The sequence below is a fragment of the Paenibacillus sp. CAU 1782 genome (genome assembly GCF_054551715.1).
On sequence record NZ_JBTOLL010000013.1, the window covers coordinates 112,228 to 136,584 of the forward strand.

A 24,357-nucleotide genomic window follows, 5' to 3' on the forward strand; every position below is an offset into this window, starting at 1 on the left:
AATTAGCGGGACTTCGGCAAAACAAAGCAGAAGGAGGCAGGGCCTAATGGTTGTTTTTACGGAAAGCTGGAGGTTATCGGAGGTTTCGCCAGAGGATCAGGAAAGCGTTGTTGACGCTGCATGCAATAGGCACTTGGAACGCTACCGCGCTGCGGAACCGACAATTCGTGCTTTTGTCAACGAACAGAATAGAGAGGAGCGCATCCGGCGAGAGTCTGAAAAGGTACGAAACCGGTTCGCGGGTCAAGCAAAACCGCCATTGTACGGCATGCCGGTCGGCGTTAAGGATTTGTTTCATGCCGACGGTTTGCTGACAAATGCGGGATCTTCTCTACCGCCATCTGTATTGACGGGTGGCGAAGGAAGCTTGATTCATAGACTTCGCGAACAAGGGGCCTGGATAGCCGGAAAAACCGAAACCGAGGAGTTTGCGTATGCCGGGCCGATTCCAACCCGCAATCCGCATGACCCGGAGCGCACTTCAGGCGGCTCAAGCGCGGGTTCGGCAGCTTGCGTAGCGTCCGGCATGTGCCCGATTGCTATTGGTACCCAAACGCTGCGCTCCGTAACGGCGCCTGCCTCATTCTGCGGAGTTACTGGGTTTAAACCAAGCTATGGCCGCATTCCGTTGGATGGGGCTATATTATTGTCGCCTTCCTTTGATACTGCGGGAATTTTTACTGCGGATGCTGACTCAATGGCCGCGGTTGCGCCGCATCTTATTCCCGGTTGGACATCGCCTTTGCAAGGAAGAGAACAGCTTGACCTGGACCGTAAGCCGGTGCTTGGAATTCCTGTCGGCACCTACATGAGGTTTATGAGCGACGAGGTTCAAAAGTCATTCCGGAAGCAGGTGGCCAGGCTAAGCCAAGCAGGTTATGAAGTGCGATCTGTCGCCATGCCTTGGGATGATGAGTTCATTAGCGGGGATGCCATGCTTCGTTTTGTTCAGGCAGAAATGGCCCAGGTGCACGAACAATGGTTTAATGAGCACGGCGAAGAATATGGAAAAGCGGTACAACAAGCCATCCAGCAGGGAAAAACGGTTGGTGAAGAAGAGCTGGATCGTTATCGCAAGGGACAATTGAGCCTAAGATATAAACTCGCGGAATTCAGGCGTTCGCAGGGAATCGATCTTTGGATTTCGCCTTCCCAAGGCGGCGTAGCTCCGCCGCATGGCGAGCGTACCGGCTGGCCTGGCATGACCGCGATCTGGACCTATGCCGGATTGCCGACAATCAGCCTACCCGGAGGTCAGGTAGAAGGGCTTCCGCTTGGTTTTCAATGTATTGCTGAATTCGGGCAGGACGAAATCCTGCTGCATCATGCGGTTTCAATAGCACAACTATTGCAGCGGAGTAATTAAACAGCAATCAAATATAGTTGCAATAACATCCTATTATTGATATACTCCATCTACACAAAAATTAGTTGCAATAACATGCTAATTTCTCTTTTGTAGAAACGAGGAGGATCAATATGGATCAGAACGGTGATGAGAAGAAGCCGCTTGTATTTGAATCGGCGAATAAATACGTGTCGGCGATTTATCGGCATCTCCAAATCGTCATTTCCGATGAACTAGCACAATTTAGAATCGGAAGCGGGCAATTTATCTTTTTATTGGAAATAGCGGAATTGGAGGGTATAACGCAAAAGGCGCTAAGCGAGATGCTGCTTATTGACAAAACAACAACCGCAAAGGCGATTAATAAGCTGGAGGCAGAAGGTTATGTAAGACGCGTTACATCGCCGGAGGACCAGCGTTGCAACCATCTTTATTTGACGGAGGATGGCAAAGCTGTAGTGCCAAAAGTGAAAGAACGCCTATACAAGCTGATGATGATTGGACGCACAGGTTTTAGCAATGAAGAATACGAGCTGTTCCTCGTTTTTATCAAGCGAATGCTTAATAATATACATGCCATGGTGCTTCAAAAAGAGGAGGGAAAGCACAATGGATAATGGAAGGAAACCTCCTGTTTCTTCGGTCAATGACCATTCACAGCCAGGAAAAGGCATCATCTATTTGCTTGGCTGTCTCTTGTTATTTTCGGTTATGAACGTGACCGTATTTAATATTGCGCTGCCTGATATTTCAAGAGATCTTCAGATTTCCTCTTCGCTTGCAGGCTGGGTTAGTACGGGCTATGCCATGGTTTATGCGATCGGGGCGTTGCTCTATGGCAAGCTGGCGGACATTTTTCCGCTGAAGCGGCTGATGACGATCGGTATCCTTATTTTTGCAGCGGGCTCTTTGATCGGCTTTCTGTCGCAAGGGTATGTATGGCTGCTGGTTGGCCGGATCGTGCAGTCGGCGGGAGCCTCCTCCATTCCGGCGTTAGCTATGATGATTCCGGCGCGTTACTTTGCGCCCGACAAACGAGGCGCGGTGATGGGTCTTATTGCTTCATTCATCGCGCTGTCTTCAGGTATTGGCCCCATTATCGGGGGGATCGTAGCGGGTGGCCTTCATTGGAAATTTTTGTTTTTGCTATCCTTGGGAACATTGGTTGTCCTGCCATTTCTTCGGCGTTCGTTACCGACGGAAACGCGCCGTTCAGGGCGGATCGATATGATTGGGGCCGTCTTGCTTGCAGGAGCTGTATCTTTATTGATGTTAACCATCACTAGTTTTGGCACGGCAATAGCGTTGCTGTATGGCGCGCTCTGCATCTTATTAATGGGCGCATTTATTATGCGAAGCCAACGCTCGCAGGAGCCTTTCATTTCTCTTTCGTTGTTTACGAAAGGCCCGTTTCGATATGCGATTTTGGCCATCTTTCTGTCATCCGTGGCCGGGTTCAGCATGATGCTTGTTATTCCGCTTATGCTGAAAGCGTCATTTGGACTTGGATCGGACAAAATAGGTCTGGTATTGTTCCCGGCGGCAATTGTTGCTGCGCTGATGGGGCGAATCGGCGGACGCTGGACAGATCGTTTTGGCAGCATACCGATATTATTGATGGCCGCATCGATGATGATTGTTGGTTTCGTGCTGCTTGCCGGATTGTCATGGGCTGGAGCATGGGTAGTGGCGGTTGCTTTAATATTACCCAATATTGGCGTTGTATTTATTCAATCATCCATGTCTAAGCTTGTATCCCTGCTGCTGCCTCCCGCGCAGCTCGGCGCAGGGATGGGCGTGTTCAGCATGACCAACTTTTTGTCCGGCGCCATTGGGGGAGCATTGGCGACAACCGCGCTGGATTGGGGAGTTGCCTTCCCAGGGGTTTTGCTGGCCATGGCCTTCGCCTTACTGTTGCAGATGGCTGTCGTTCAGTTTGTTTTACGCGGAAAAGCAGTTGCTGGTGTAGCGGCGTAAGTTAAGGGTTAAAAATGAAATGTTCCGAGATACCTGTCTGATTAATACATTAACTTGTATGACGTGTCATTTTTAAAATATGAGAGTTTCGAAAAGGGAGATTGAGGTCGAATATTATGAACGTGGATTACACATCCATTATTTCTTTTGATCCCTTTCTTTCACGTCAGCTCCCGAAGCCCTGCAACACGTCTATACTTCCAGAGCAAAAGCAACAATGCGATCCTTTGAAAATGCCTTTGCCTTTGCCCATAGCGCGTCGATCTCCTGTTCCCCAAGGTTGGCTCGGACAAGCTGAAGCGTCTTAGCATGCTCCACCGGGTAATATGGAGCGTCCGATCCGCCAAAGGCTTCGCGGCATTTCTCGGCGGCGCCCAGTAAGATGGCTGTTTCCGCGTATGCCTGTTTGGAACAAAGCGCAATCGCAAGACCTTCAATACCCCGGGACAAAACCCATGTCCCGCTATAGATCTGACTGATTGCTACGCTTTTTTTGAAATAATCCAGACATTGCTGGGTTTGGCCCAGCTTCAGCGCGGAGTAGCCCAAGCTTTCATAAGGGCCGGACAACTCCCACTTGTCCTGAATGGATTCAAAAATAAACACGCTTTCCTGAAGGAGCGATATGGCTTCCTGGTATTGCTCCTGGGCGATTTTCAGTTTCCCGTAGGCATGCAGGGAACCCGCCAAATTCCATTGCTCTCCCGTGCCCCGAGAAATCTCCACGCTTTCCTGCACAAAAGGTTCGGCTTCCTCCAATTGCCCTCGATGGATATGGATAAAGGCCATAAGTCGGAGAGATGAGGCCAACTGCGAAGGAAGCTCTAATTCCCGCGAAATTGTGATGCTGCGCGCCGCCGAGTCCAAGGCATCCTCCGTGTGGCCCGAAACAAAGTGAACGACTCCTTGTCCATGCAGCGCTTTGGCGGCCGCTTCGTTGTGCTGCCTTCCGCTGCAGCCGTCCAGCACGCGGCGCAGCCAGAGCGAACCTTCCTTCAGCCTGCCCTCATGCAGCCAAAACCAGTACAGATTACTTGCGATATGAAGACCGATAGCTTTGTTCTCCGTTTGCTGGCAAGCCCATCGCAGCGCCACGCTCAAGTTTGCATATTCCTGCCTTGTTTCGCGCAGGCAAGCATCGCGCTCGCTGGTCCGGAATTTTTTTTCGGCCTGGACGAGCAGCGTATTGTAATAACGGGCATGCCGTTCAAAGAGGATTTGACTCGATTGCGGCTCCGCTTCCTCCCGCAGCTTTTCGTTTCCGTATTCCCTGATGGATTCCAGCAGATAATAACGCATGGAATATCCGTCTTCGCTTGCGCGGATATTAATCAAAGATTTATTGACCAGGCTCGAAAGCAAATCCAGCAGTTCGTTCCTCTCGATGATTTCAAGATGCTCCGACGATCCCCGCGTACAGCTGCTTATGGCCTCCGCTGCCTCCAACGTAAATACACCGGAAAAAACGCTTAGCCTTCTCAGCAGCAGCTGCTCTTTTTCCGTAAGCAGATCATAGCTCCAGTCAATGGCCGATTTTAAAGTTTGCTGCCGAGGAGCGGCATTCCGTTTTCCAGAAGTGAGAAAGGTCAGCAGGTTTGCCAGACGTTCCTGGATTTGCTCCAGTGTCAGAATGTTCATTCTGGCTACGGCCAGTTCAATCGCCAGCGGTATGCCCTCCAGCCTCCTGCAAATATCGCCGATGAGCTTGAGATGCTGAAGGTCAGGCTGGAAACGGGGAGACGTTATGTGCGCTTTTTCAATAAAAAACTGCACCGCCTCAAAGGACTTCAGCTCTTCCAAGGAAGTATCGGCCCCAGTACCGTCATCCTCCGGGTAGGTTAGCGGAGGGAGCCGGAATACATATTCGCCGTGTATATTCAAGGATTCCCGGCTGGTTGCCAGAATGCTTAACGCGGATTCGCTTGCAAGCAGTTCATCAGCCAATGCCGCGATCTCATCAACAAGGTGTTCGCAGTTATCAAAAATAAACAGCGCTTTTTTGCCGGAAATAAATCGAAGGATCGTTTCGCGTTCACTTTGACCGGAATGATTCTGAATGCCAAGCACGGACAAAACAAACGGGCTCAACAGGAGGGATTCTGTTACGGAAGCGAACTCAAACAGCCAAATGCCGTCCGGGTACTTGTCCGCCAGCTCCGAAGCAGCTTCAATAGCAAAGGAGGTTTTCCCGATTCCGCCTGAGCCCAGAATGGATACGAGCGAGCATTCCGTCAAAAGCGCCTTTATCTCAGATAAGGTCGAGCTCCTGCCAATGAAATGGGCCGGCGACCTCGGCAAGCCGTTCTGCCACCCGCCAGCCCCTTGGTTTCTCGTGCCAATGGATTGGTTAGGTGTTGCTGTTATTTCAACAGCGCTCCCCGATGACTCTAGTCCTGACGGCAGTACTTCATCTGAAGCCTGATGCCCGGCTGTACGGTATTCGCTCGATGAAGCTGTTGAATCACCGTCTGCAAAGGACGCAACCTCCGCCAAGGTTTCAAACCATTCGCTATCGAAGGCAGGGAATTGACGATTTGTCGCCGAGCGCGCCTCCGCTAGTTTTTTTACCGCAGCCCACAATTCCTCCGCTTCCTTCTTTCCGTCGTTTTCCAGGAAATGCCCTTCATGCAGAAAAGCCTGGATCAGACGTTTCAAGTTGACGGCGCTGGGAATGCGGTCGCCGTTTTCCCATTGCTGAATCGTGCGGGAGTCAACGCCAACAAGCTTAGCCAGGTCGACTTGCCTCATTTTTTTAGTTGGATTGCTCCTGGCGGGCCTGGTACGAAATTTAGAGATCAGATCATGGGGCCAAGCTTTTGAGCTGTTTTGTTGTTGATTCATATCTATCACCTGAGCCTTGATCGTTATAGGTTTTACAAGGAAAAGCGACTGACTTCGAGCCGGGCCGCCAGTTAAAACAATACACACGAACAAATACGAACTCTCCTACATTCGTGTTCCGCATCCCGGCAGATACAATAAGACCTATCAACCCCACACCATCATAAAGGAGGAGTGCAAAATGCCATTAACGCGCATTACAACGCTGCAAGGGCGTTCGGCAGAAGAGAAGTCGCTGATTAAAAATGTGGTCTCTGAAACGATTGTAGACCAATTGCATGTCCCCGGCAACGATCGTTTCATCATCATCGAGGAGCTTGACCGGGTTAACTTCGACTTTGATCCCAACTGTCTGGATATTGAAAGATCGGATGGATTCCTGATTGTGCAAATCGTTCTGAATGCCGGAAGATCGCCCGAGATCAAAAAAACGTTTTATGCGGCATTGGCCGAACGGCTGCATGAACAATGCGGCATCCGGACGGAGGACGTTTTTATCAATCTGGTTGAAGTCACCAAAGAAAATTGGTCGTATGGCAATGGCATAGCACCGTTTATGCTCTAAGGCATTGTTTAATTCATCATACATCGGAGAGGACGATTTATTATGGCAACTGTTCTTTATATTACTGCACATCCCGGCAACGTGGAGGCATCCTTCAGCCTTGGCGTTGGCGAGCAATTCGTACAAGCTTATCAAGACGCTAATCCGCAAGACAAGGTGATTCACGTTGATCTATACAATCGGACGATCCCGCAAATCGACGGCGATGTGCTGGGCGCTTGGGGACAACTGCAAGCAGGGGGTTCTTTTGACCATTTGACTGCAGCGCAGAAAGAAAAAATTTTCCTGCTCAATCAACTGCTCGAGGAGTTTGTAGCGGCTGACAAATATGTGTTTGTTACGCCAATGTGGAATTTCTCGTATCCTCCGGTTGTAAAAGCCTACATCGATTCGTTTTGCGTTCGCGCCAAAACGTTCAAATATACGGAAAATGGCCCGGTTGGCTTGCTGAACAACAAAAAAGCGTTCCACATCCAAGCAAGCGGCGGCATTTATTCGGAAGGTCCATTTGCAGAACGCGAGCATGCAAGCAGCCATTTGCAAACCGTATTGGCCTTTGTTGGCGTAACGGATTTCCAAAACCTGTTTGTGGAAGGCATGTCGTATGCGGCTGATCGCGCTCCCCAAATCAAGGCGGAAGCGATTGTAAAAGCTCGCGAGGCGGCAGCGAAATTTTAAGGTTCGCCTCAATATAAACAAGGAGCCTTTCATTCCGCTATGCGGGGGATGGAGGCTCCGTTTTCTTTTAAAAAAAGGAGGTCTAACCAATGAAGGTTTCTTATCATGGTCATTCCGTTGTCAAAATTGAAACGAAAGGCACCACGATTCTGATTGATCCATTCCTGAATGGCAATCCGCAGACTGATCTGGATGCAAGCAGCGTAACCGCCGATGTCATATTGCTGACCCACGGCCACGGGGATCATGTCGGAGACACGGTGGAAATCGCCAAAAGAAATCAGTCGCTTGTTATCGCGTCGGCGGAGCTTGCGGATTTGCTTAGCTGGGAGGGCGTCAAAACCCATGCCATGAGTATTGGAGGCGCCTATGCGTTTGAGTTCGGCAAAGTGAAATTGACCCAAGCGTTTCATAGCTCCAGCGTTGTGAATCAGAAGAACGGAACGATTGTGTACGCGGGCATGCCCACGGGCATTCTGTTTACAGCAGAGGGGAAAACCGTTTATCATGCAGGGGATACAGGGCTATTCTACGATATGAAGGTAATTGGCGAGCGCCAGAGCATTGATGTAGCTTTTCTGCCGATTGGCGACAACCATACGATGGGGCCGGAGGACGCGGCGCTGGCGGCGGAATGGCTGCGTGCCAAATGTGTTGTGCCCATCCATTACAATACGTTTCCGACCATTGAACAGGACCCCCACCATTTTGTTTCCCTTTTGAAACAAGGAACGGGCAAAGCGTTAACAGCCGGCGAAGCCATTGAGCTTTGAGTAAAGGCAGCGTCCGGCTGTGAGAGGGCGGTGGGGGATTAAGGAACATTCAAGGAGCCACAAGGAGCATTCAAAGAGCATCAGGAAGCATTTTAATATGCTTTTTGGCGCTCTTTGTGTTACAATCACCCCATCAACAAGATGACGGGAGACGAACCGAATGCTCATGCTGAGTTTCTTTAAGGAAGATGGCGAACATCTTTATTTGGCCCAAAGTGAAGACGGTTACAATTGGAGTGAACTTAATGGCGGCGCGCCGGTTTACACCTCCGGGCTTGGCTCCTCCCAAATTCGCGATCCTTTTATCATACAGGACAGAGATGGAGTGTACCATCTGTTATGGACCGACGGCTGGAGAAGCCGGAGCATGGGTTATGCCTGCTCAAGCGACCTTCAAAACTGGGAGGATGCCAAGCTAATCCCCGTGATGGAGCATCTGCCGCAGACGCAAAATGTTTGGGCTCCGGAAGCCTTTTATGATGAAGGGGCGAAAGCCTACAGGATCGTATGGTCCTCCACGGTGGGGGATGGTCCGCGTAATCACCGGATTTGGTCCGTGACGACCCGCGATTTCCAACAGTTTTCCGAAGCGTCGCTGTTTTTTGATCCCGGATACAATGTCATTGATGCCTGTATTACCGATATGGGGCAATATTATTACATGCTGTACAAGGATGAGCGCGGAGTCAATGAGCCTGGCACCGACTATAAGGCGATCCGCTCCTGCGTTTTTGATAAAAGCGGCGGCGACCGGCCCGACGTGCACGACATTTCGGATCTGCTGACGGCTCCGTTGACTGAAGGCCCAACGCTGTACAGCATCGTTGAAGGCGGACAAGTGGTCTGGATGATGCTGGTTGACGGCTTCCAGGAGCATTATTACAGCGCTTATCGCTCTACTGATCTGAAAAACTGGGAAAATATCGGGGATCAGGTGAAGCTGCCAAAAGGAATCAGGCATGGCGCGGTTTTCGCCATTTAAGTTGACGCGGGGCTATCTCTTTTCGTAACAAAAGAGATGGCCCTGTAAATGTCGGGAAAAGACAGCGCTTACATTGAATGGCGGAGGCATAAGCGATGAAATATGGATTTGTAAAAAACAGAAGCCTGTTATTCAAGCTGGTCATCTCCTATATTCTGGTGCTTATTATTCCTCTGCTTATTGGAAGCTTTGTATACAAAGAAGCCGTCAAGACCGTGCGAGAGGACGCCATCCGTAACAACGATTCATTGCTGGAGCAGACCAAACAAATGATGGATGTGCGGCTTGACGAGGTGGACGCGATCTCCAAGCAGCTTTCCATGGATGACCGGCTGATTACGTTAATGAATATTAAACAGATTGATAGCGGATCAAAGGATTATTACAAAATATATGACTACGTGACCAAAACGTCCAAGTTCAGCTTAACCAATAATTTTATTCAGGACTATTTTGTTTATTTTAAAGATAACCAATGGCTTGTTTCATCGGACAGGGCGTATCCCAACATGGAGGCTTTTTATGTCAAAAATTTCACGTTGGGCGATATGGCCATATCGGAATTTAATCATTTGCTGTGGAGCAACAAGCTGAAAAGCCCCTTTATTGCCGGGGGAACCTATTACCAAAATAATAAAGGACAGTCCGTCATCGCGTTTGTCCGTCCCGTGATGCTTCATTATTTTGGCCAGCCTCAAGGGGTCATTCTGATTTTGCTGAAGGAAAGCGCCATTTCAAGCATGCTGGGGCAAATTGATATTTCTGGAGAGGGTTATGTCTATGTGATGGACGAAAACAACCAGCTGATCTCCCAAGTAGGAGGAGCGGGGCTGACGCCGGGGGAAGTGGCCGAACGGCCGGCGGGCAGCATTTATTTCCAGTCGTCGCATGGCGAAAAGTTTATTGTGTCCGAGACGGTGTCCGCGCTTAACAACTGGACCTATGTATCCGCAATTCCGGCGGATTTTGTATTGTCCAAGGTGTCTTATATTCGCTCCGTCACGCTGGGCGTCATGTTTGTAACGCTTATTCTGGGCGCGATTGTTGCGATTGTGCTTGCTTACCGGAATGCGAAGCCGCTGCGCGATATTATGGGCACGATCAGCGACTTTTTTGAAGGCGAAACGCTGAAGGAAGGTAATGAATATGGGTATTTGAGCAGACGAATTCGGGATTTGATCCATTCCAACAAGCAGATGCAAAAGGACATGGACGAACAGCTTCCGCTGCTTCGAATGAGCTTTTACCGCAGGCTGCTGCATGGCGAAGTAACGGGACAGAAGGAAGTGGATACCCAGCTCCGGCATATCCGCCAGGAAATCAGGGGAGAGGCATTTGCTGCCGTTATTATCCGCATTGAAGACTTCGCAACAACGGTGAATGAGCATATGCTCAAGGAGTCGGAAGTGATCAAGATGATGGTAAGGAGCAAGCTGGCGGAGGGGCCTTTTGCAATCGACCTGATTTACGATCTGGATGTGAATAGTCTGGTTATCGTCATGGCTATGAATGGGGAAGCAACGCCATCCCGCATCCAATTCGAGGTATCAAGGCTTGACGAACACCTGTCGCAAAGTTTGGATGCGCCGCTTTTTTATGCGGTCGGGGGACATTGCGACGGATTGCACAATATCAACCGATCCTTTGGGGAGGCTTCCCGGGCGCTGGAATATGCCGCGTACAGAAGGTCGAAACGGATTCTTTATTACCATGAAATCCCTAAAGATATTCAGCATCTGTATTATCCCGTCGATATCGAACTAAAGCTGATTGCCTGTCTCAAATCCGGCGATGCAAACGAAGCCGCGCAATTGCTGGAAAAGCTGTTTGATGAAAATATAGTGCTGCGCGAGTTGACGCCTACCCAGATCGATCAATGGTTTTATTTGCTGCTTGGAACGTTGGCCAGAAGCGGCAGCCTGCCGGATCATCCAAATGATGCGTACAGCCAGGGACTGCTGCAAAACATTCAGGAATCCACTCGCGTACATGAAAAGTTTGAGCTGATCAAGGAAGCTTTTCTGCATGGCGCCCAATCAGCTAACGAGCAGCGAAAGTTGGCGAAGCATCAACTAGCCGAAGAAGTGGAGCGCTACATCGCTTCCCGCTTTTCGAATGATGACTTGACCTTGCATCAAATCGCCTCTCATTTTGAATTGACGGAGGCGCATTTGTACACCTTAATAAAGGAGCATACGGGAAAAACTTTTTCCGAGCTGCTGGAGCAGCATCGGATACGGCATGCCTGCTATTTGCTGACGTCGGAGCAAAAGTCGGTTAAGGAAATTGCGTTTGGAGTCGGTTACGCAAGCGACCATTCCTTCAGAAGAGCATTTAAACGAGTGATGGGCATATTGCCGACCGAATATGTAAAAGCATTGAAGTGAGCCGAGTAAGAAAGTTATCCAGCCGCTATGCTGAAAATCCGCCCTGGGTTTTCAGCTTTTTTTGTGCAAAAATGCGGCGTTGGGTGAAAAATGTACGTGATTTTCGAATAGGTACGTACCTGTTGCAAGTAGGCAGGACGCCAAAAAACGGACGTGTACGCGCTTTCAAGAATTGCACGTAGGCAAAGCGCTTCCGAGTCTTTAGTATAAGGGACACAACCGACGGGCCAAGGCTCACGATGGCGTGGCGGCCGTTGTCTGCATGAAAGAGGGGGAACGAGATTGAGTGCAAATCAAGAGTTGATTCAAGCTCCGGAAAAGCTGGTCAAAAGCGGACGATTAGAGAGAACAAAAAAGAGATTTTTCTCGCATTGGCAGTTGTACGCCATATTGCTGCCGCCGCTGCTGTACATTGTTATTTTTCATTATATTCCGATGTATGGCGTGCAGCTGGCATTTAAACAGTACCGGGTGCTGGACGGGATTACGGGGAGCCCGTGGGTGGGACTAAAGCATTTCCAGCAGTTTTTCAGCTCGCCTTCCAGCTGGCGAATTATTTTGAATACGATTTCAATCAGTTTATATTCCATCGCCGCCGGTTTTGCGATACCGATCGTGCTCGCGGTTGCGCTTAATGAAGCCCGCTCAAGACTTTTCAAAAAAACCGTGCAAATGGTGACGTATGCTCCTTATTTCATTTCCACCGTCGTTCTTGTTGGCATCTTGATGCAGGTGCTTGATCCGCGGATCGGCATTGTCAATCAGATTATTGGGTTGTTCGGGCTGGAGCCGATAAACTTCATGGGCATTCCCGGCATGTTCAAATCCATTTATGTATGGACCGGCATATGGCAAGGCACGGGTTATGCGGCTGTCATTTATTTGGCCGCTCTAGCCGGCGTTAGCAAAGATTTGCAGGAAGCCAGCGTTATCGACGGCGCGTCCAAAATCCAGCGAATCTGGCATGTCGATCTTCCTTCCATCCGGCCAACCATCATTATTTTGCTCATCTTGAGCTTTGGCGGTGTCATGAACGTCGGTTTCGAGATGATTTATTTGATGCAAAACAGCTTGAACATGTCGACATCCGAAATCATATCCACTTATGTGTACAAGGTGGGGTTGATCAATTCCAATTTCAGCTTTTCGACGGCGATTGGAGTGTTTAATTCAGTCATTAATCTGATTCTGCTTATCGCGGCGAATTGGCTGGCAAGACGTTATACGGACAGCAGTTTGTGGTAGTAAAAACCTGGAGGTGCAATGAAATCATGTCTAGGCCGATCATTACAGAATCTTTTGGCGACCGGATATTCAATTTGGTTATTCTTGTGTTTTTGTGGACCGCGCTGATCGTTGTTGCGTATCCATTGCTCTATATTATAAGCGCTTCAATGAGCAGCGCGCAGGCGGTCGTCTCCGGCAAGGTTTGGCTTTTTCCCGTTGATTTTACGCTGGACGGCTACAAGGCGATCTGGAGCAACGCCCAATTTATTACGGGTTTTATCAATTCCTTAATTTATTTGGCGGCGGGAACGGCAATCAACATCACGTTAACGGTTATGGCTGCATTTCCTTTGTCGCGCAGAGAAATGATGGGCAGAAACGGAATTATGGCGATTTTTGTTTTTACAATGCTGTTTTCCGGGGGACTTATTCCAACCTATCTGCTAGTCAAAGACTTGTATCTGCTGGATACGAGATGGGCAATGCTATTACCAGTGGCGCTGTCGGTCTGGAATGTCATTATAACCCGCACTTACTTTCAAACGACTATCCCGAATGAGCTTTATGAGGCCGCGCAAATCGATGGCTGTAATGATTTCCGGTTTCTGCTTCGCATTGTTTTGCCGCTATCTGCTCCCATTTTGGCGGTTATGGTGCTGTATTACGGGGTTGGGCATTGGAACTCCTATTTTCAGGCTTTGATCTATTTGAAGTCGCAGCACTTGCAGCCGCTTCAGATTGTGCTCCGGAATATTCTGATTCTGAATCAAATGGACCAGTCGATGATGCAGAACTTTGAGGTCCTTCAGCGCAAGCAAGGAATCGCTGACATTATCAAATATGCGGTTATCGTAGTGGCGAGCGTGCCGATGCTGCTGATTTATCCCTTTGTCCAGCGGTATTTTGTGAGAGGAGTTATGATAGGCGCAATTAAAGGGTGATGACGGCTAATCTTGAAGGGGGTGATGCAAGGCGGGTGTAGATGTGCAAGCTATGGATCGCAAGGGGTTTTGACCAAAAAAAAGGGTTGAAGGAGTAATGCTGAGATGAGAAAAAAGTGGGCATGGTTTCTAAGCGTAGTGCTGATTGCTTCTCTCGTGTTAACGGCTTGCAGCAAAAACGGGTCGGAAATAACCGACAGCACTGGCAATGGAGAAGGAGCTCCTGAAGGCAGCGCGCCTGTGACGGAACCCGGCACCTTCCCGATTGTGAATGAAAAAATAACGCTGCGAGTGATGGTTCCCCAATACCCTGAAGTAATTGATTTTTCTACAAACGAATTTACGAAATGGTTTGAGGAGCGAACGAATATTCATATCGAATGGGACCCCGTTCCATCCGCCAACGCAACGGAAAAATTAAATCTGGTGCTGGCTTCCGGGGATTTGCCGGATGTATTTCTTGGCATGGGCATTGGTTATAACACGGAAGCGATGTATGGCGTTGATCAACAGATTTTTCGGCCTCTGGACGACTTGATTGATAAATATATGGTAAATTTCAAAGAAATTCTTTCCCAGAATGAATCATTAAAAGGAAGAATGACGGCAACGGACGGGAAAATCTACGCGCTACCGTCCATTAATGACTGCTTCCATTGCAATTATTCGCAAAAAATGTGGATTAATCAGACTTGGCTCGATAAGCTAAACCTGGAAATGCCAACTACTACCGATGAGTTCTACAACGTCTTGAAGGCCTTTAAGGAGCAGGACCCCAACGGCAATGGCCTTGCGGATGAAATTCCGCTTGCTGGCGCAACGGATGGATGGAGAACAAACGTGGACAGCTTTATTATGAATGCGTTTGCATATGATACCGGCATGTGGAATCCGCTCAAGACGTATATGAGCGGGCAGACGGTATCTACTATCGTGGATTCAGAGGGATACAAGGAAGGGCTTGCCTACCTGAACAAGCTGTACAAGGAAGGACTTATTTATCAGCCATCGTTTACGCAAAAAAATGATCAGTTAAAAGGCATTGCCAACAACCCCGATGCCTCCATCCTCGGCGCGGTGCCGGTCGGCGGGCATAATGCTTTGATTGACGCTGTGAACAATGAAGAGCGTTATCGGGAATTCCAGGCTTTGCCGCCTTTGAAGGGGCCAGGCGGCGTGCAGCAGGTGCCGTATTTTGAATACGACGGCGCGCAAACAGGCGATTTCCTCATTTCCGCAAAATCAAAATACCCGGAGGCCGCTATCCGTCTGGCCGACGATTTGTACCTGTTTGAGACGCAACAGCGCATGGCGATCGGCATCAAGGGCGAGCAGTGGGATGATGCGGATGCTGGCCAAGTCGGATTGGACGGCAAACCTGCGCTTTTCAAAAGGCTGAGACCATACTCCAATGAGCCGCAAAACTATGGCTGGATGTTTATGGGGATCGAAAACGCACCGGCGGAATGGAGACTTGGCGAAGCTACCAATGCGGATGTCGATATGTATTCGCAAGAAGGATTGGAGAAGCTGTTATACGAGGTATCGGATAAGGTGTATAAACCATATACGCCGTCGAAGGAAGAAACCAGCGTATTGCCGCCGATTCGCCTGTTGAGCGAAGAGAATGAAGCCATACAAACGATTAGAGTCGAATTGGAAAATTACATTTCGGAATCGCGTGTCCGCTTTATTATTGGCGACCTCAACTTGACTACGGACTGGGACGCTTATGTGGACAGTTTGAAAAAAATCGGCCTGGATACCTTGCTGGAAACGTATCAAAAAGGCTTTGATCGACAGTATAAATAAAGCAAGAAGGGGTTGTCCGAAAAGTCAGATACGGTGAATATTTATTTCTTCCACTTGACTTTTCGGACAGCCCCGTTTGTTTCTCAACAAAAACTGGATAAAATCGATATGACAACCGGTTGACAGAATATATGTTAACCGGTTATCATATTGCTGAAAGCATGGTGTATGCGCTTTCTAAACAGTTAAAGGGGGAAACAAGGTGAAATTCAAAAAAAATCTAGTATGGGGAATTTGTATGCTTCTGGTGCTTTCTGTGCTGGTCGCATGCTCTAATGCCAACACCTCCAACCCATCGGCAACTAACGCAGGGGGAACTCAGGAAGGGCAAGGCAGCGGGGAAAAGGAAGTAAAGCTGACTTTTTTCAATACTTCGGCTGAAGTCAATACGGTGTTTGAAGAGTTGTTTAAGGCTTATCATGAAGTAAAACCAAACGTTACCATCGAATTGATTCCAACTCCGATAGGCGGAGCGCAGCTTGAGAAGTTCCAATCTCTGCTGGCCTCTAACAATCCTGCAACGATTGCCAATCTGGATGCGGGAACCATCCTGCAATTCAAGGATAAGTTTCTTGATTTGGAGTCCGATAAGGCCAAGTATGAATCCTTGACCAAGCCGGGCGCAATCGACGGAGCTTTATTGGAGGGCAAGTTCCTTGGCATCCCTTGGACAGCGCAAGGCTACGGCTTGCTGTACAACAAACGGGTTGTCGAAGAAGCGATAGGCGGAGCATTTGATCCGGCATCCATCAAAACCCGTGATGATTTGGCTGCGTTATTTGCCAAGATTGAAGCAGCCGGCACAGCTCCTGTAATGCTGCATGGAGCAGATTGGTCGCTGGGCGCGCATTATTTGGGACTGACGTATTCCCTTCAATCCGATAATCTGGAGGAAAATCTTGCTTTTGTCGAGGAGCTCAAAAACGGAAACGTTAAGCTCACCGAAAATCCGCAGTTTAACGGATTGATGGATACCTTTGATCTGCTGGCTCAATACAACGCAAGGAAAAAGGATCCTCTTGTCGCCGACTACAATAAAGATAGCGCCGATTTTGCCAACGGCAATGCAGCCTTCTATTTTATGGGCGACTGGACCTGGGCTGTAGTTGGGCCGCTTGAGGGACGCGACCAGGAATTTGGCATTATCCCTGTTCCAATCAGCAACAACGCATCCGACTTTGGCAATTCGCAAATTGCTTATAGCGAACCTAAATTGCTTGCGATTGATAATTCCGGTTCAACTCCCGAGCAGCAGGAAGCAGCCAAAGCTTTTCTGGAGTGGCTCGTAACGAGCGAGAAAGGCCAAACGGCGATTGTGTCGGAAATGGGCTTGTCGATGCCTTACAAGGATGTAGCCGTTAAAGGGACTAATATCATTTCGGAAGCAGTAACGCAATATGTGGATCAAGGCAAAGGCATGAATATCGGCGTTATCAACTATTTCCCTCAGGATTATTGGGCCAAAACCGGCGCATCCATGCAAAAATATTTGGTAGGCAATATTGATCGCCAAGGGCTTGCGGACGAGGTAGAGGCTTACTGGAAATCATACGCGGGCAAATAAATGGTAAACGCAAGCACACGATGACGGACAGTCATCGCGGCAGCCGCTTGACGCCTTATGTGTCAAGCGGTTGTCATATAACGTTAAGCTCAGGGATGACCTTGTATGAAAAGGGGCAGCAAAATAATGAAAAAGAATACGCTTAAAAATGCGGGCACCTTTCTCCTGTTCGGTGGCCCTTCCACCTTTGTTTTTGCGGCCGTTGTCCTTATTCCGTTTGTTGTAGGTCTGTATTTGACCTTTACGAACTGGGATGTTGCGTCCAATGACGGCAGCCTCATTGGTTTTTCCAATTATGTTGATGTGTTTCACGATAAAATTTATCTCGGGCAGCTGTGGTTTACGATCAAATATGTTTTCTTTACGGTTTTGATTTCTAATCTGATTGCCTTTTTTGTCGCATTGGCACTAACTAACGGAATTAAGGGCGAGCAATGGATACGCACCGGATTTTTTACGCCGAATCTGATCGGGGGAATTGTTCTCGGTTATTTGTGGCAAATGCTCTTTTCTCAGGTATTGCCCTACTTGGGAGAAAAGTATGGGTGGAGCCTATTCGAAACATCTTGGCTAACCAGCACGGGCAGCGCCTTTTGGGCGCTTGTAATCGCAACATCCTGGCAGCTTGTCGGTTACCTGATGATCATTTATATTGCAGGATTTTCAGGAGTTCCCCATGATGTACTTGAAGCCGCAAGCATTGATGGAGCAAAAAGGTCAACGATCGTCAAAAAGGTGATCCTGCCTCTTTCCATCCCGGCTATCGTCATTTGTATTTTTATTTCGATTTCGCGCGCGTTTTTGACGTATGACATTAATCTGGCATTGACCAAAGGCGGACCGTTTAATTCCACGGAGCTTGCCTCCTACCACATTGTCAAAAAAGCATTTTTGTCCAATCAATATGGCATTGGTCAGGCAGAGGCCGTGGTGTTGTTTGCGGTTGTTGCCATCGTGGCACTTACCCAATCCTATCTTCTGAAGAAATTGGAGGTGGAATCGTAATGGCTGCACGGCAATCTCTGTTCAAATCCATCCTGCTTTATTTGTTTCTGCTGGCGTTCCTGTTTCCGTTTCTGTTGATTGTAATGAACTCCTTCAAAAAATCGCAGTATTTTGTAGATAATCCATTAGCGCTTCCAACCAGCTTTAATTTTGACAATTACATGAGCGCCTTTAAAAATATGCAGTTTCCGCAGGCGTTTGTTAATTCCTTGCTTATTACGGTTATTTCCGTATTGTTTATTATTTTGTTTTCATCCATGACGGGTTATCTGTTTGTTCGTTTCAAATGGAAAACAAATCATATTTTGTTTTATGTCATGCTGGCGTCTATGACGATTCCGTTCCAGGTCATCATGATTCCGCTTGTTATGATTTATGGCAATTTGGGGCTTCTCAACACAAAAACCATCCTGTTGTTTATGTACACGGGCTTTGGCATCCCCTTTGGCGTATTTACGTTTCATGGATTCATTAAAGGGGTGCCGTATGAATTGGAGGAATCGGCGTTTATCGAAGGCAGCTCCCGGCTTAATACGTTTTTCCGCATTATTTTGCCGCTGTTGAAGCCGGTCATTGTGACCTTGGTTGTGCTGGACGTGTTATGGATCTGGAATGATTATTTGCTGCCGAGCCTTGTGCTGTTATCGCCGGAGCATCGTACGCTTCCGTTGTCGACGTTTACGTTTTTCAGCTCCTACTCTGTGGATTATTCGCCTCTGATGGCGGGACTGATCATGACCATCATTCCGGTTTTGGTGCTTTATCTTTTCCTGCAAAAGCAAATTATTAAAGGCATCACCGAAGGAGCGCTTAAATAAGGGCAAAAGCTGAAAATGTTGGGATTCTGGTTTATACTTGGCTTAAAAAAACAAGGTGGATGCACATGATCAAGATAACGGATGTTGCGGAAAAAGCCGGAGTCTCTGTCACAACGGTTTCTCGCGTGCTGAACAATAGGGGCTATATTAGCCAGAAAACGCGTGACCGGGTATACCAAGCCATGAAAGAGTTGAATTATCAGCCCAATGAAATGGCGAGGGCGCTTTTTCGGCGAAAGTCCAATATGATCGGGCTGATTATTCCCACTGTCGCACATCCCTTTTTCAGTGAACTAACCTACCATTTAGAAAATTACGCGCATGAAAAAGGCTACAAGTTGCTGCTCTGCAACTCAAACCGGGACATAGCCAAAGAACGCCAATATATCGATATGCTCAAAAAAAATCAGGTCGACGCCATCATCATGGGCAGCGCGGTGCTGGATGTCGAGCATTACTTGAACTTGAATCTGCCCATCGTCTCATTCGACAGACAACTATCCGGCGATATACCGCTCGTCACCTCGGATAGTTATTCCGGAGGGATTCAGGCGGCAGAGCATCTTGTGCAACAAGGCTGCCGGAGCTTTGCTTATGTGTACCGGGGGATCGGCGGGCCTCATCATGGGGCAATGCTGGCAAGCGGGCGTAGCCAAGGGTTTGGCGATGAGCTGGCGAAGCATGGATTTGAAGCAGTCCACCTGCCATTGGAGCAGATGTTGGCCGAGCCTTTAAATCATGTCAATGACATTGCCGATTTCCTGAAGCATCATCCCGGGGTTGACGGTATTTTTGCAAGCAGCGATTTAATTGCCGCGGAAATTATACAAGCTTGCCGGCTCCTGAACCGGGGCATTCCCCAGGATGTCAAACTAATCGGCTATGACGATACCGGGGTAGCCTCCCTGACGTCGCCGCGGCTCAGCACGATTAAGCAGCCGATTCAACAAATGAGCGAATGTACGATTGAGTCCATTATTTCTCAAATCGAAGGCGAAGACGTGCCGATGATAAATACCTTTCCAGTCTCCTTTGTTAGACGAGAAACAACATGAAGATGAGAGGGAGGATTACGCAAGGAGGATAAACATTGACGATAACGATCAAGGATATTGCGGAGAAGGTCGGAGTGTCCGTTACTTCCGTTTCCCGTGTCTTAAATAATCGGGGTTATTTAAGCGATAGTCTGAAGGCAAGAGTGCATGAAGCCATGGAGGAGCTGAATTATCAGCCCAATGAGCTTGCGAGATCGCTGACCCGCAGAAAGTCCAATGTGATCGGTCTCATCATACCCGATATTTCACATCCCTTTTTTGCGCAATTGACTAAGCATATTGAATATTACGCGTACAAGCAAGGATACAAATTGATGCTGTGCAATTCCTTGATGGACAAGGATAAGGAAAAAGAATATATCGATTTGCTCAGAGCCAGCCAGGTAGACGGCATTATAATGGGAAGCCATACGATGAGCGTTAATGACTACAAGTCGATTAAGCTGCCGCTCATCACCATAGATCGTAAAATTTCATCCGCCATTCCCTATATTTCCTCTGATAATTACAGGGGCGGCATGCTGGCTACCCAATTGCTGCTCCAGAAACATTGCAAAAAAATAGCTTATCTCAGCGGCAACTTAAAATTAAATATGCTTGCCAGGCAGCGATACGATGCCTTTATCGAGCAGGTAACCCAGGCAAAGGTCGAGCATGTAATCAAGCAAACCAATTTAAACGGATTTAATTATACGGAATATGAGGTCATGGTGTCGGAGCTGTTTCGGGAGCATCCCGATATTGACGGCGTTTTTGCCAGCAGTGACATGCTTGCCCTTCAAGTAATCAAGGAATGCAGGCGAATTGGCAAAAAAGTGCCGGAGCAGGTCAAGGTAGTGGGATACGACGGCATCCTGATCGGCGGGATCGATGAGCTGACAACAGTGGGCCAGCCCATCAACGATATGGGGAAACTCGCCGTCCGATATTTGGCGGGCCTTATCGAGGGACAGTCGCCTCCGCTTGAAACAATTCTGCCCGTTCAATTAGTAGAGAGAAGCACAACCTGATGGATCGTTCCGGTTGGAATGGATAGGTAATCGAAGAAATCAAAGTTCCGGGAGGAACCCCTGTGTTCGAATTTAATGCAACGATGAATGTTCAGAAAAAAAGCAATGATCTTTTGACGATAGGCGAACTTCTTGTGGATCTTATTTCGGATCATTATGACGGCGTTACTCAAGAGGGCGCGTATCGGAAATATTTTGGCGGCGCGCCTGCAAATATTGCCATGAATACAAGGAAGCTGGGCATACGCTCCCAAATCGCCGCAGCGGTAGGAAAGGATCAGTTAGGCGACTTTCTGCTCCGGCGAGTCAGGCAAGAGGGGATTGAACCGGAGTTGATCGAAAGAGTGGATCACGCCACCAGCATGGTTTTATTGACCAAAAGCAAAGCAAGCCCAATACCGGTTTTTTATCGAAGCGCGGATTATCAGCTTGAGCTGACAGAAGGGCTGAAGAGGACTCTTCTTCAATCCAGCATCTTTCATTTTTCTTCCTGGCCCATCTCCATGCGGCCGGCAAGAGAAACAATAGAGCAAGCGCTGGAGCTTGCTGCCCGGAATCATATTTTGGTTGGCTTTGATCCCAATTACCACCCCATGTTATGGCAGGGGGGAGAGGACGGCCCGGCCTACATCAAAGACATGATTAGCAAGGTGGATATCGTGAAACCTTCGGAGGATGATGCGGAGAGGCTTTTTGGAGCGGATACTCCCCATAATCAAATCCGGAAGTTTCTGGACCTGGGAGCCAAGCTTGTTATTATGACGCTGGGCAAGGACGGCGCTATTGTCTCCAATGGAGATGAATGGCTGAATTTTCCTTCGCTGGCTACCGAGGTCGAGGATACGACAGGCGCGGGCGATGCGTTCTGGTCCGGCTTTTATTCCGCATTAATAAAAGGGTATACCCTTAAAGAGTCACTGAACCTTGGCTTTGCCGTAAGCGCATTTAAGCTTAAATATACCGGAGCGGTTGTTGATCTCCCGCTATTGGAAAAAATCAAAAACTTATATTTCAACTAGGAGGTTATTTGGCGTGGGATTAAAAAACCAAGTTCAATTAATCACATACCCGGATTCTCTTGGCGGGGACCTCAAGTCTCTCCTTCATGTTATGGATACGTTTTTTTCCGGTTTGTTCAAGGGCGGGGTTCATATTTTGCCGCCATTTCCCTCCTCAGGAGACCGAGGATTTGCTCCATTAACCTACCTTGAAATCCATCCCGAATTCGGCACATGGGACGATTTGAAAGCAATCGGGGCCAACCATGATGTTCTGGTTGATTTGATGGTTAATCATATTTCTCAACGCTCCCCTTATTTTCAGGATTTTTTGATAAAAGGGCGGGAATCGGAATACGCCGATCTTTTTATTACATTGGACAAGCTGTGGCCGGATGGAAAACCCGATCAGGAGCATATCGACAAAATGTTTTTGCGGCGTCCTCTGCCTTATTCCACCTTTACCATTGAAGACACGGGCAAGGAAGAAACGGTCTGGACTACATTTGGAAAAACGAGCCCTTCCGAACAAATCGACCTGGATATTTACTCTGAAAAAGCTAAAGAGCTATTAACCGCGTTTTTTACCAATTTTAAAAATAACAATGTAAAAATTGTCCGTCTGGACGCGGTGGGTTACGTGGTGAAAAAGCTTGGCACCAGCTGCTTTTTTGTCGAGCCGGAAATCTATCGTTTTCTGGACTGGATAATGGAGATGGCGAAATCGCTGGATATCGAGCTATTGCCGGAAGTGCATGCCCACTACCAAACGCAATACAAGCTTGCGGAGCGCGGGTTCTGGATTTATGACTTCATCCTGCCGTACCGGATTCTCGACACCTTGGTTAACCGGAACAGCAAAGAGCTGCTTTATTATTTGAAAACGCGTCCCCGCAACCAGTTTACGATGCTGGACTGCCATGACGGCATTCCGGTGAAGCCGGATCTGGACGGGCTGATCGATACCAAAAAAGCCAGAGAGCTAACGGACCTATGTGTAGAGCGGGGAGCCAATCTCAGCTTGATCCTTTCCGATGAGCACAAGTCGGAGGATGGATTTGATGTTCATCAAATTCGCTGCACCTACTATTCGGCGCTGGATCATAACGACGATGCGTATTTGGCGGCGCGGGCCATTCAATTTTTTGCGCCGGGGATTCCCCAGGTTTATTACGTAGGGCTGCTGGCGGGAGAAAATGACTTCCAGGCCGTGCAAAAAAATGGAGATGGCAGAGAAATCAATCGGCATAACTATAGCGTGGAGGAAATTCAGCAATGTCTTGAGAAAGCTGTCGTGAAACGCTTAATGAAGCTTATCGCCTTCCGCAACGAACACATTGCGTTTCAAGGCGAATTTGAAGTGTTATCTTCCAATGATGACGAGCTCAGGCTGATCTGGCGCAAGGGCGAGCAATATTGCTTGCTGTTTGTTGATTTGAAGTCATACATCAGTATGATTACGTATACGGATAACAACGAAAATGCTGAAAGCTATTGCCTATAAGAAACGAATAAGGGTGAGGCAGCGCAATGGATTTGATAAACAGAGTGTCTCCTGAATTAAGAGAAGGGTTCAAAAGCCTGCCGCCGCTCCATTTGCCGGATGGGCTGGCGGAAGCAAGAAAACAGTCTCCAACTACGGCATGCAACTCCGGCGCGGTAAAAACAAGCGAAAGATTTATTTCCGGAGGCTCGGGGCAGCAGCTGCGCGTGAAGTTATACGAGCCATCCCAGAGAGAAGGCGAGCCCCTTCCGGCTCTCTTGTGGATTCATGGCGGAGGATACATCCTTGGAACGCCGGACGGCGAAGATAGGATATGCGAAGGATTTGTTGAAGGCGCAGGCTGCGTCGTCGTTTCGCCAGATTACCGGCGGCGGCAAGCCTCGCGAGTGATTTAAGCGGCCTGCCTCCAGCATATACCTGCGTCGGCCAGCTTGATCCGTTTCGGGATGAAACCATTCGCTATGTCGCCCGCCTCGCCCAAGCCGGAGTCGATGTGGAATTCCATCTATATCCCGGCGGTTATCATGGATAAGAGCATGTTTCCGCGGATGCCGGCATCAGCCGCAGGACCAAAGAAGAATATGTCGCCGCCCTCAGACGGGGCTTAATGGGTTAATGACTGAAACGCTTGGGAAATAGTGGATTTATTGGGGCTGTCCAAAAAGTCAAACGCTCTAACGGACACGGAAGTCCGTTAGACGCGTAAAACGCAGATTTTGAAATTCTAACGGACATCCTTGTCCGTTAGAGCACTAGCCTTGCACCAAACCTAACATGAAAAACAACCTTCTCATAAGTTCCTATATTTTGAAGAAATTGATGGTATTCTCTGGAAATCCATTAAAAAAACTCCTAATGTAAAAGGATAGGCA

The 24,357-nt window shown here is 48.4% G+C and carries 21 protein-coding genes; 20 read left to right on the forward strand and 1 reads right to left on the reverse strand.

The window, feature by feature from the left end; all coding sequences use genetic code 11:
* Positions 1-46: 46 nt before the first annotated feature.
* The 3 genes from ACX93W_RS20785 to ACX93W_RS20795 all read left to right on the forward strand — a co-directional run bounded on the left by ACX93W_RS20785 (position 47) and on the right by ACX93W_RS20795 (position 3,325).
* Complete coding sequence (locus ACX93W_RS20785) at positions 47-1,366, forward strand: amidase (protein ID WP_459394280.1); 1,320 nt, start codon at positions 47-49, stop codon at positions 1,364-1,366.
* A 113-nt stretch (positions 1,367-1,479) separates the two neighbouring features.
* Positions 1,480-1,965: a MarR family winged helix-turn-helix transcriptional regulator gene (locus ACX93W_RS20790; RefSeq protein ID WP_459394281.1), complete on the forward strand. Its 486-nt coding sequence runs from the start codon at positions 1,480-1,482 to the stop codon at positions 1,963-1,965.
* On the forward strand, positions 1,958-3,325 hold the full coding sequence (locus ACX93W_RS20795) for an MFS transporter (protein ID WP_459394282.1): 1,368 nt from the start codon (positions 1,958-1,960) through the stop codon (positions 3,323-3,325). The genes ACX93W_RS20790 and ACX93W_RS20795 overlap by 8 nt, the downstream gene beginning before the upstream one ends.
* Positions 3,326-3,517: 192 nt before the next feature.
* Here ACX93W_RS20795 and ACX93W_RS20800 read toward each other — a convergent pair whose 3' ends face one another.
* Entirely contained in the window at positions 3,518-6,166 is a 2,649-nt protein-coding gene (locus tag ACX93W_RS20800; RefSeq protein WP_459394283.1) for a tetratricopeptide repeat protein, read from the reverse strand.
* Between the two features lie 181 nt (positions 6,167-6,347).
* Here ACX93W_RS20800 and ACX93W_RS20805 point away from each other — a divergent pair, with 181 nt between their 5' ends.
* The 17 genes from ACX93W_RS20805 (at position 6,348) to ACX93W_RS20885 (ending at position 24,017) form a co-directional block, all read left to right on the forward strand.
* Positions 6,348-6,731 (forward strand): tautomerase family protein, encoded by a 384-nt coding sequence (locus ACX93W_RS20805; protein WP_459394284.1) that lies wholly within the window; start codon positions 6,348-6,350, stop codon positions 6,729-6,731.
* 42 nt (positions 6,732-6,773) lie between these two features.
* On the forward strand, positions 6,774-7,409 hold the full coding sequence (locus ACX93W_RS20810) for an FMN-dependent NADH-azoreductase (protein WP_459394285.1): 636 nt from the start codon (positions 6,774-6,776) through the stop codon (positions 7,407-7,409).
* An 89-nt stretch (positions 7,410-7,498) separates the two neighbouring features.
* The gene (locus tag ACX93W_RS20815) at positions 7,499-8,182 is read left to right on the forward strand and encodes a metal-dependent hydrolase (protein ID WP_459394286.1); all 684 of its coding nucleotides are present in this window, start codon (positions 7,499-7,501) and stop codon (positions 8,180-8,182) included.
* 160 nt (positions 8,183-8,342) lie between these two features.
* Positions 8,343-9,164: a glycoside hydrolase family 43 protein gene (locus tag ACX93W_RS20820; protein WP_459394287.1), complete on the forward strand. Its 822-nt coding sequence runs from the start codon at positions 8,343-8,345 to the stop codon at positions 9,162-9,164.
* A 95-nt stretch (positions 9,165-9,259) separates the two neighbouring features.
* Positions 9,260-11,551, forward strand: a complete 2,292-nt coding sequence (locus tag ACX93W_RS20825) for a helix-turn-helix domain-containing protein (RefSeq protein WP_459394288.1) — start codon at positions 9,260-9,262, stop codon at positions 11,549-11,551.
* 282 nt (positions 11,552-11,833) lie between these two features.
* The gene (locus ACX93W_RS20830) at positions 11,834-12,796 is read left to right on the forward strand and encodes an ABC transporter permease (RefSeq protein ID WP_459394289.1); all 963 of its coding nucleotides are present in this window, start codon (positions 11,834-11,836) and stop codon (positions 12,794-12,796) included.
* Positions 12,797-12,822: 26 nt separating this feature from the next.
* Positions 12,823-13,719: a carbohydrate ABC transporter permease gene (locus tag ACX93W_RS20835; protein ID WP_459394290.1), complete on the forward strand. Its 897-nt coding sequence runs from the start codon at positions 12,823-12,825 to the stop codon at positions 13,717-13,719.
* A 105-nt stretch (positions 13,720-13,824) separates the two neighbouring features.
* Complete coding sequence (locus ACX93W_RS20840; protein WP_459394291.1) at positions 13,825-15,531, forward strand: extracellular solute-binding protein; 1,707 nt, start codon at positions 13,825-13,827, stop codon at positions 15,529-15,531.
* A 202-nt stretch (positions 15,532-15,733) separates the two neighbouring features.
* The gene (locus ACX93W_RS20845) at positions 15,734-17,095 is read left to right on the forward strand and encodes an ABC transporter substrate-binding protein (RefSeq protein WP_459394292.1); all 1,362 of its coding nucleotides are present in this window, start codon (positions 15,734-15,736) and stop codon (positions 17,093-17,095) included.
* A 126-nt stretch (positions 17,096-17,221) separates the two neighbouring features.
* A complete protein-coding gene (locus ACX93W_RS20850; RefSeq protein WP_459394293.1) occupies positions 17,222-18,100 on the forward strand; it encodes a carbohydrate ABC transporter permease in 879 nt (292 codons plus the stop codon).
* Positions 18,100-18,918: a carbohydrate ABC transporter permease gene (locus ACX93W_RS20855; RefSeq protein WP_459394294.1), complete on the forward strand. Its 819-nt coding sequence runs from the start codon at positions 18,100-18,102 to the stop codon at positions 18,916-18,918. The genes ACX93W_RS20850 and ACX93W_RS20855 overlap by 1 nt, the downstream gene beginning before the upstream one ends.
* 65 nt (positions 18,919-18,983) lie before the next feature.
* Positions 18,984-19,973, forward strand: a complete 990-nt coding sequence (locus ACX93W_RS20860; RefSeq protein ID WP_459394295.1) for a LacI family DNA-binding transcriptional regulator — start codon at positions 18,984-18,986, stop codon at positions 19,971-19,973.
* 35 nt (positions 19,974-20,008) lie between these two features.
* Positions 20,009-20,983, forward strand: a complete 975-nt coding sequence (locus ACX93W_RS20865) for a LacI family DNA-binding transcriptional regulator (RefSeq protein ID WP_459394296.1) — start codon at positions 20,009-20,011, stop codon at positions 20,981-20,983.
* Between the two features lie 62 nt (positions 20,984-21,045).
* A complete protein-coding gene (locus tag ACX93W_RS20870) occupies positions 21,046-22,002 on the forward strand; it encodes a carbohydrate kinase family protein (protein WP_459394297.1) in 957 nt (318 codons plus the stop codon).
* Between the two features lie 13 nt (positions 22,003-22,015).
* Positions 22,016-23,485 carry a sucrose phosphorylase gene (gtfA, locus tag ACX93W_RS20875; protein ID WP_459394298.1) on the forward strand — a complete coding sequence of 490 codons (1,470 nt, stop codon included), beginning with the start codon at positions 22,016-22,018 and terminating at the stop codon, positions 23,483-23,485.
* Between the two features lie 26 nt (positions 23,486-23,511).
* Positions 23,512-23,880 (forward strand): alpha/beta hydrolase, encoded by a 369-nt coding sequence (locus tag ACX93W_RS20880; RefSeq protein WP_459394299.1) that lies wholly within the window; start codon positions 23,512-23,514, stop codon positions 23,878-23,880.
* 5 nt (positions 23,881-23,885) lie between these two features.
* Positions 23,886-24,017 (forward strand): alpha/beta hydrolase fold domain-containing protein, encoded by a 132-nt coding sequence (locus ACX93W_RS20885; RefSeq protein WP_459394307.1) that lies wholly within the window; start codon positions 23,886-23,888, stop codon positions 24,015-24,017.
* The last annotated feature ends 340 nt before the right edge of the window (positions 24,018-24,357 follow it).

Excerpts from the sequence above, each read along its gene's own strand:
- ACX93W_RS20785 (WP_459394280.1), top strand. The coding sequence starts at position 47 with ATGGTTGTTTTTACGGAAAGCTGGAGGTTATCGGAGGTTTCGCCAGAG.
- ACX93W_RS20790 (WP_459394281.1), top strand. The coding sequence starts at position 1,480 with ATGGATCAGAACGGTGATGAGAAGAAGCCGCTTGTATTTGAATCGGCG.
- ACX93W_RS20795 (WP_459394282.1), top strand. The coding sequence starts at position 1,958 with ATGGATAATGGAAGGAAACCTCCTGTTTCTTCGGTCAATGACCATTCA.
- ACX93W_RS20800 (WP_459394283.1), bottom strand. The coding sequence starts at position 6,166 with ATGAATCAACAACAAAACAGCTCAAAAGCTTGGCCCCATGATCTGATC.
- ACX93W_RS20805 (WP_459394284.1), top strand. The coding sequence starts at position 6,348 with ATGCCATTAACGCGCATTACAACGCTGCAAGGGCGTTCGGCAGAAGAG.
- ACX93W_RS20810 (WP_459394285.1), top strand. The coding sequence starts at position 6,774 with ATGGCAACTGTTCTTTATATTACTGCACATCCCGGCAACGTGGAGGCA.
- ACX93W_RS20815 (WP_459394286.1), top strand. The coding sequence starts at position 7,499 with ATGAAGGTTTCTTATCATGGTCATTCCGTTGTCAAAATTGAAACGAAA.
- ACX93W_RS20820 (WP_459394287.1), top strand. The coding sequence starts at position 8,343 with ATGCTCATGCTGAGTTTCTTTAAGGAAGATGGCGAACATCTTTATTTG.
- ACX93W_RS20825 (WP_459394288.1), top strand. The coding sequence starts at position 9,260 with ATGAAATATGGATTTGTAAAAAACAGAAGCCTGTTATTCAAGCTGGTC.
- ACX93W_RS20835 (WP_459394290.1), top strand. The coding sequence starts at position 12,823 with ATGTCTAGGCCGATCATTACAGAATCTTTTGGCGACCGGATATTCAAT.
- ACX93W_RS20840 (WP_459394291.1), top strand. The coding sequence starts at position 13,825 with ATGAGAAAAAAGTGGGCATGGTTTCTAAGCGTAGTGCTGATTGCTTCT.
- ACX93W_RS20850 (WP_459394293.1), top strand. The coding sequence starts at position 17,222 with ATGAAAAAGAATACGCTTAAAAATGCGGGCACCTTTCTCCTGTTCGGT.
- ACX93W_RS20855 (WP_459394294.1), top strand. The coding sequence starts at position 18,100 with ATGGCTGCACGGCAATCTCTGTTCAAATCCATCCTGCTTTATTTGTTT.
- ACX93W_RS20860 (WP_459394295.1), top strand. The coding sequence starts at position 18,984 with ATGATCAAGATAACGGATGTTGCGGAAAAAGCCGGAGTCTCTGTCACA.
- ACX93W_RS20880 (WP_459394299.1), top strand. The coding sequence starts at position 23,512 with ATGGATTTGATAAACAGAGTGTCTCCTGAATTAAGAGAAGGGTTCAAA.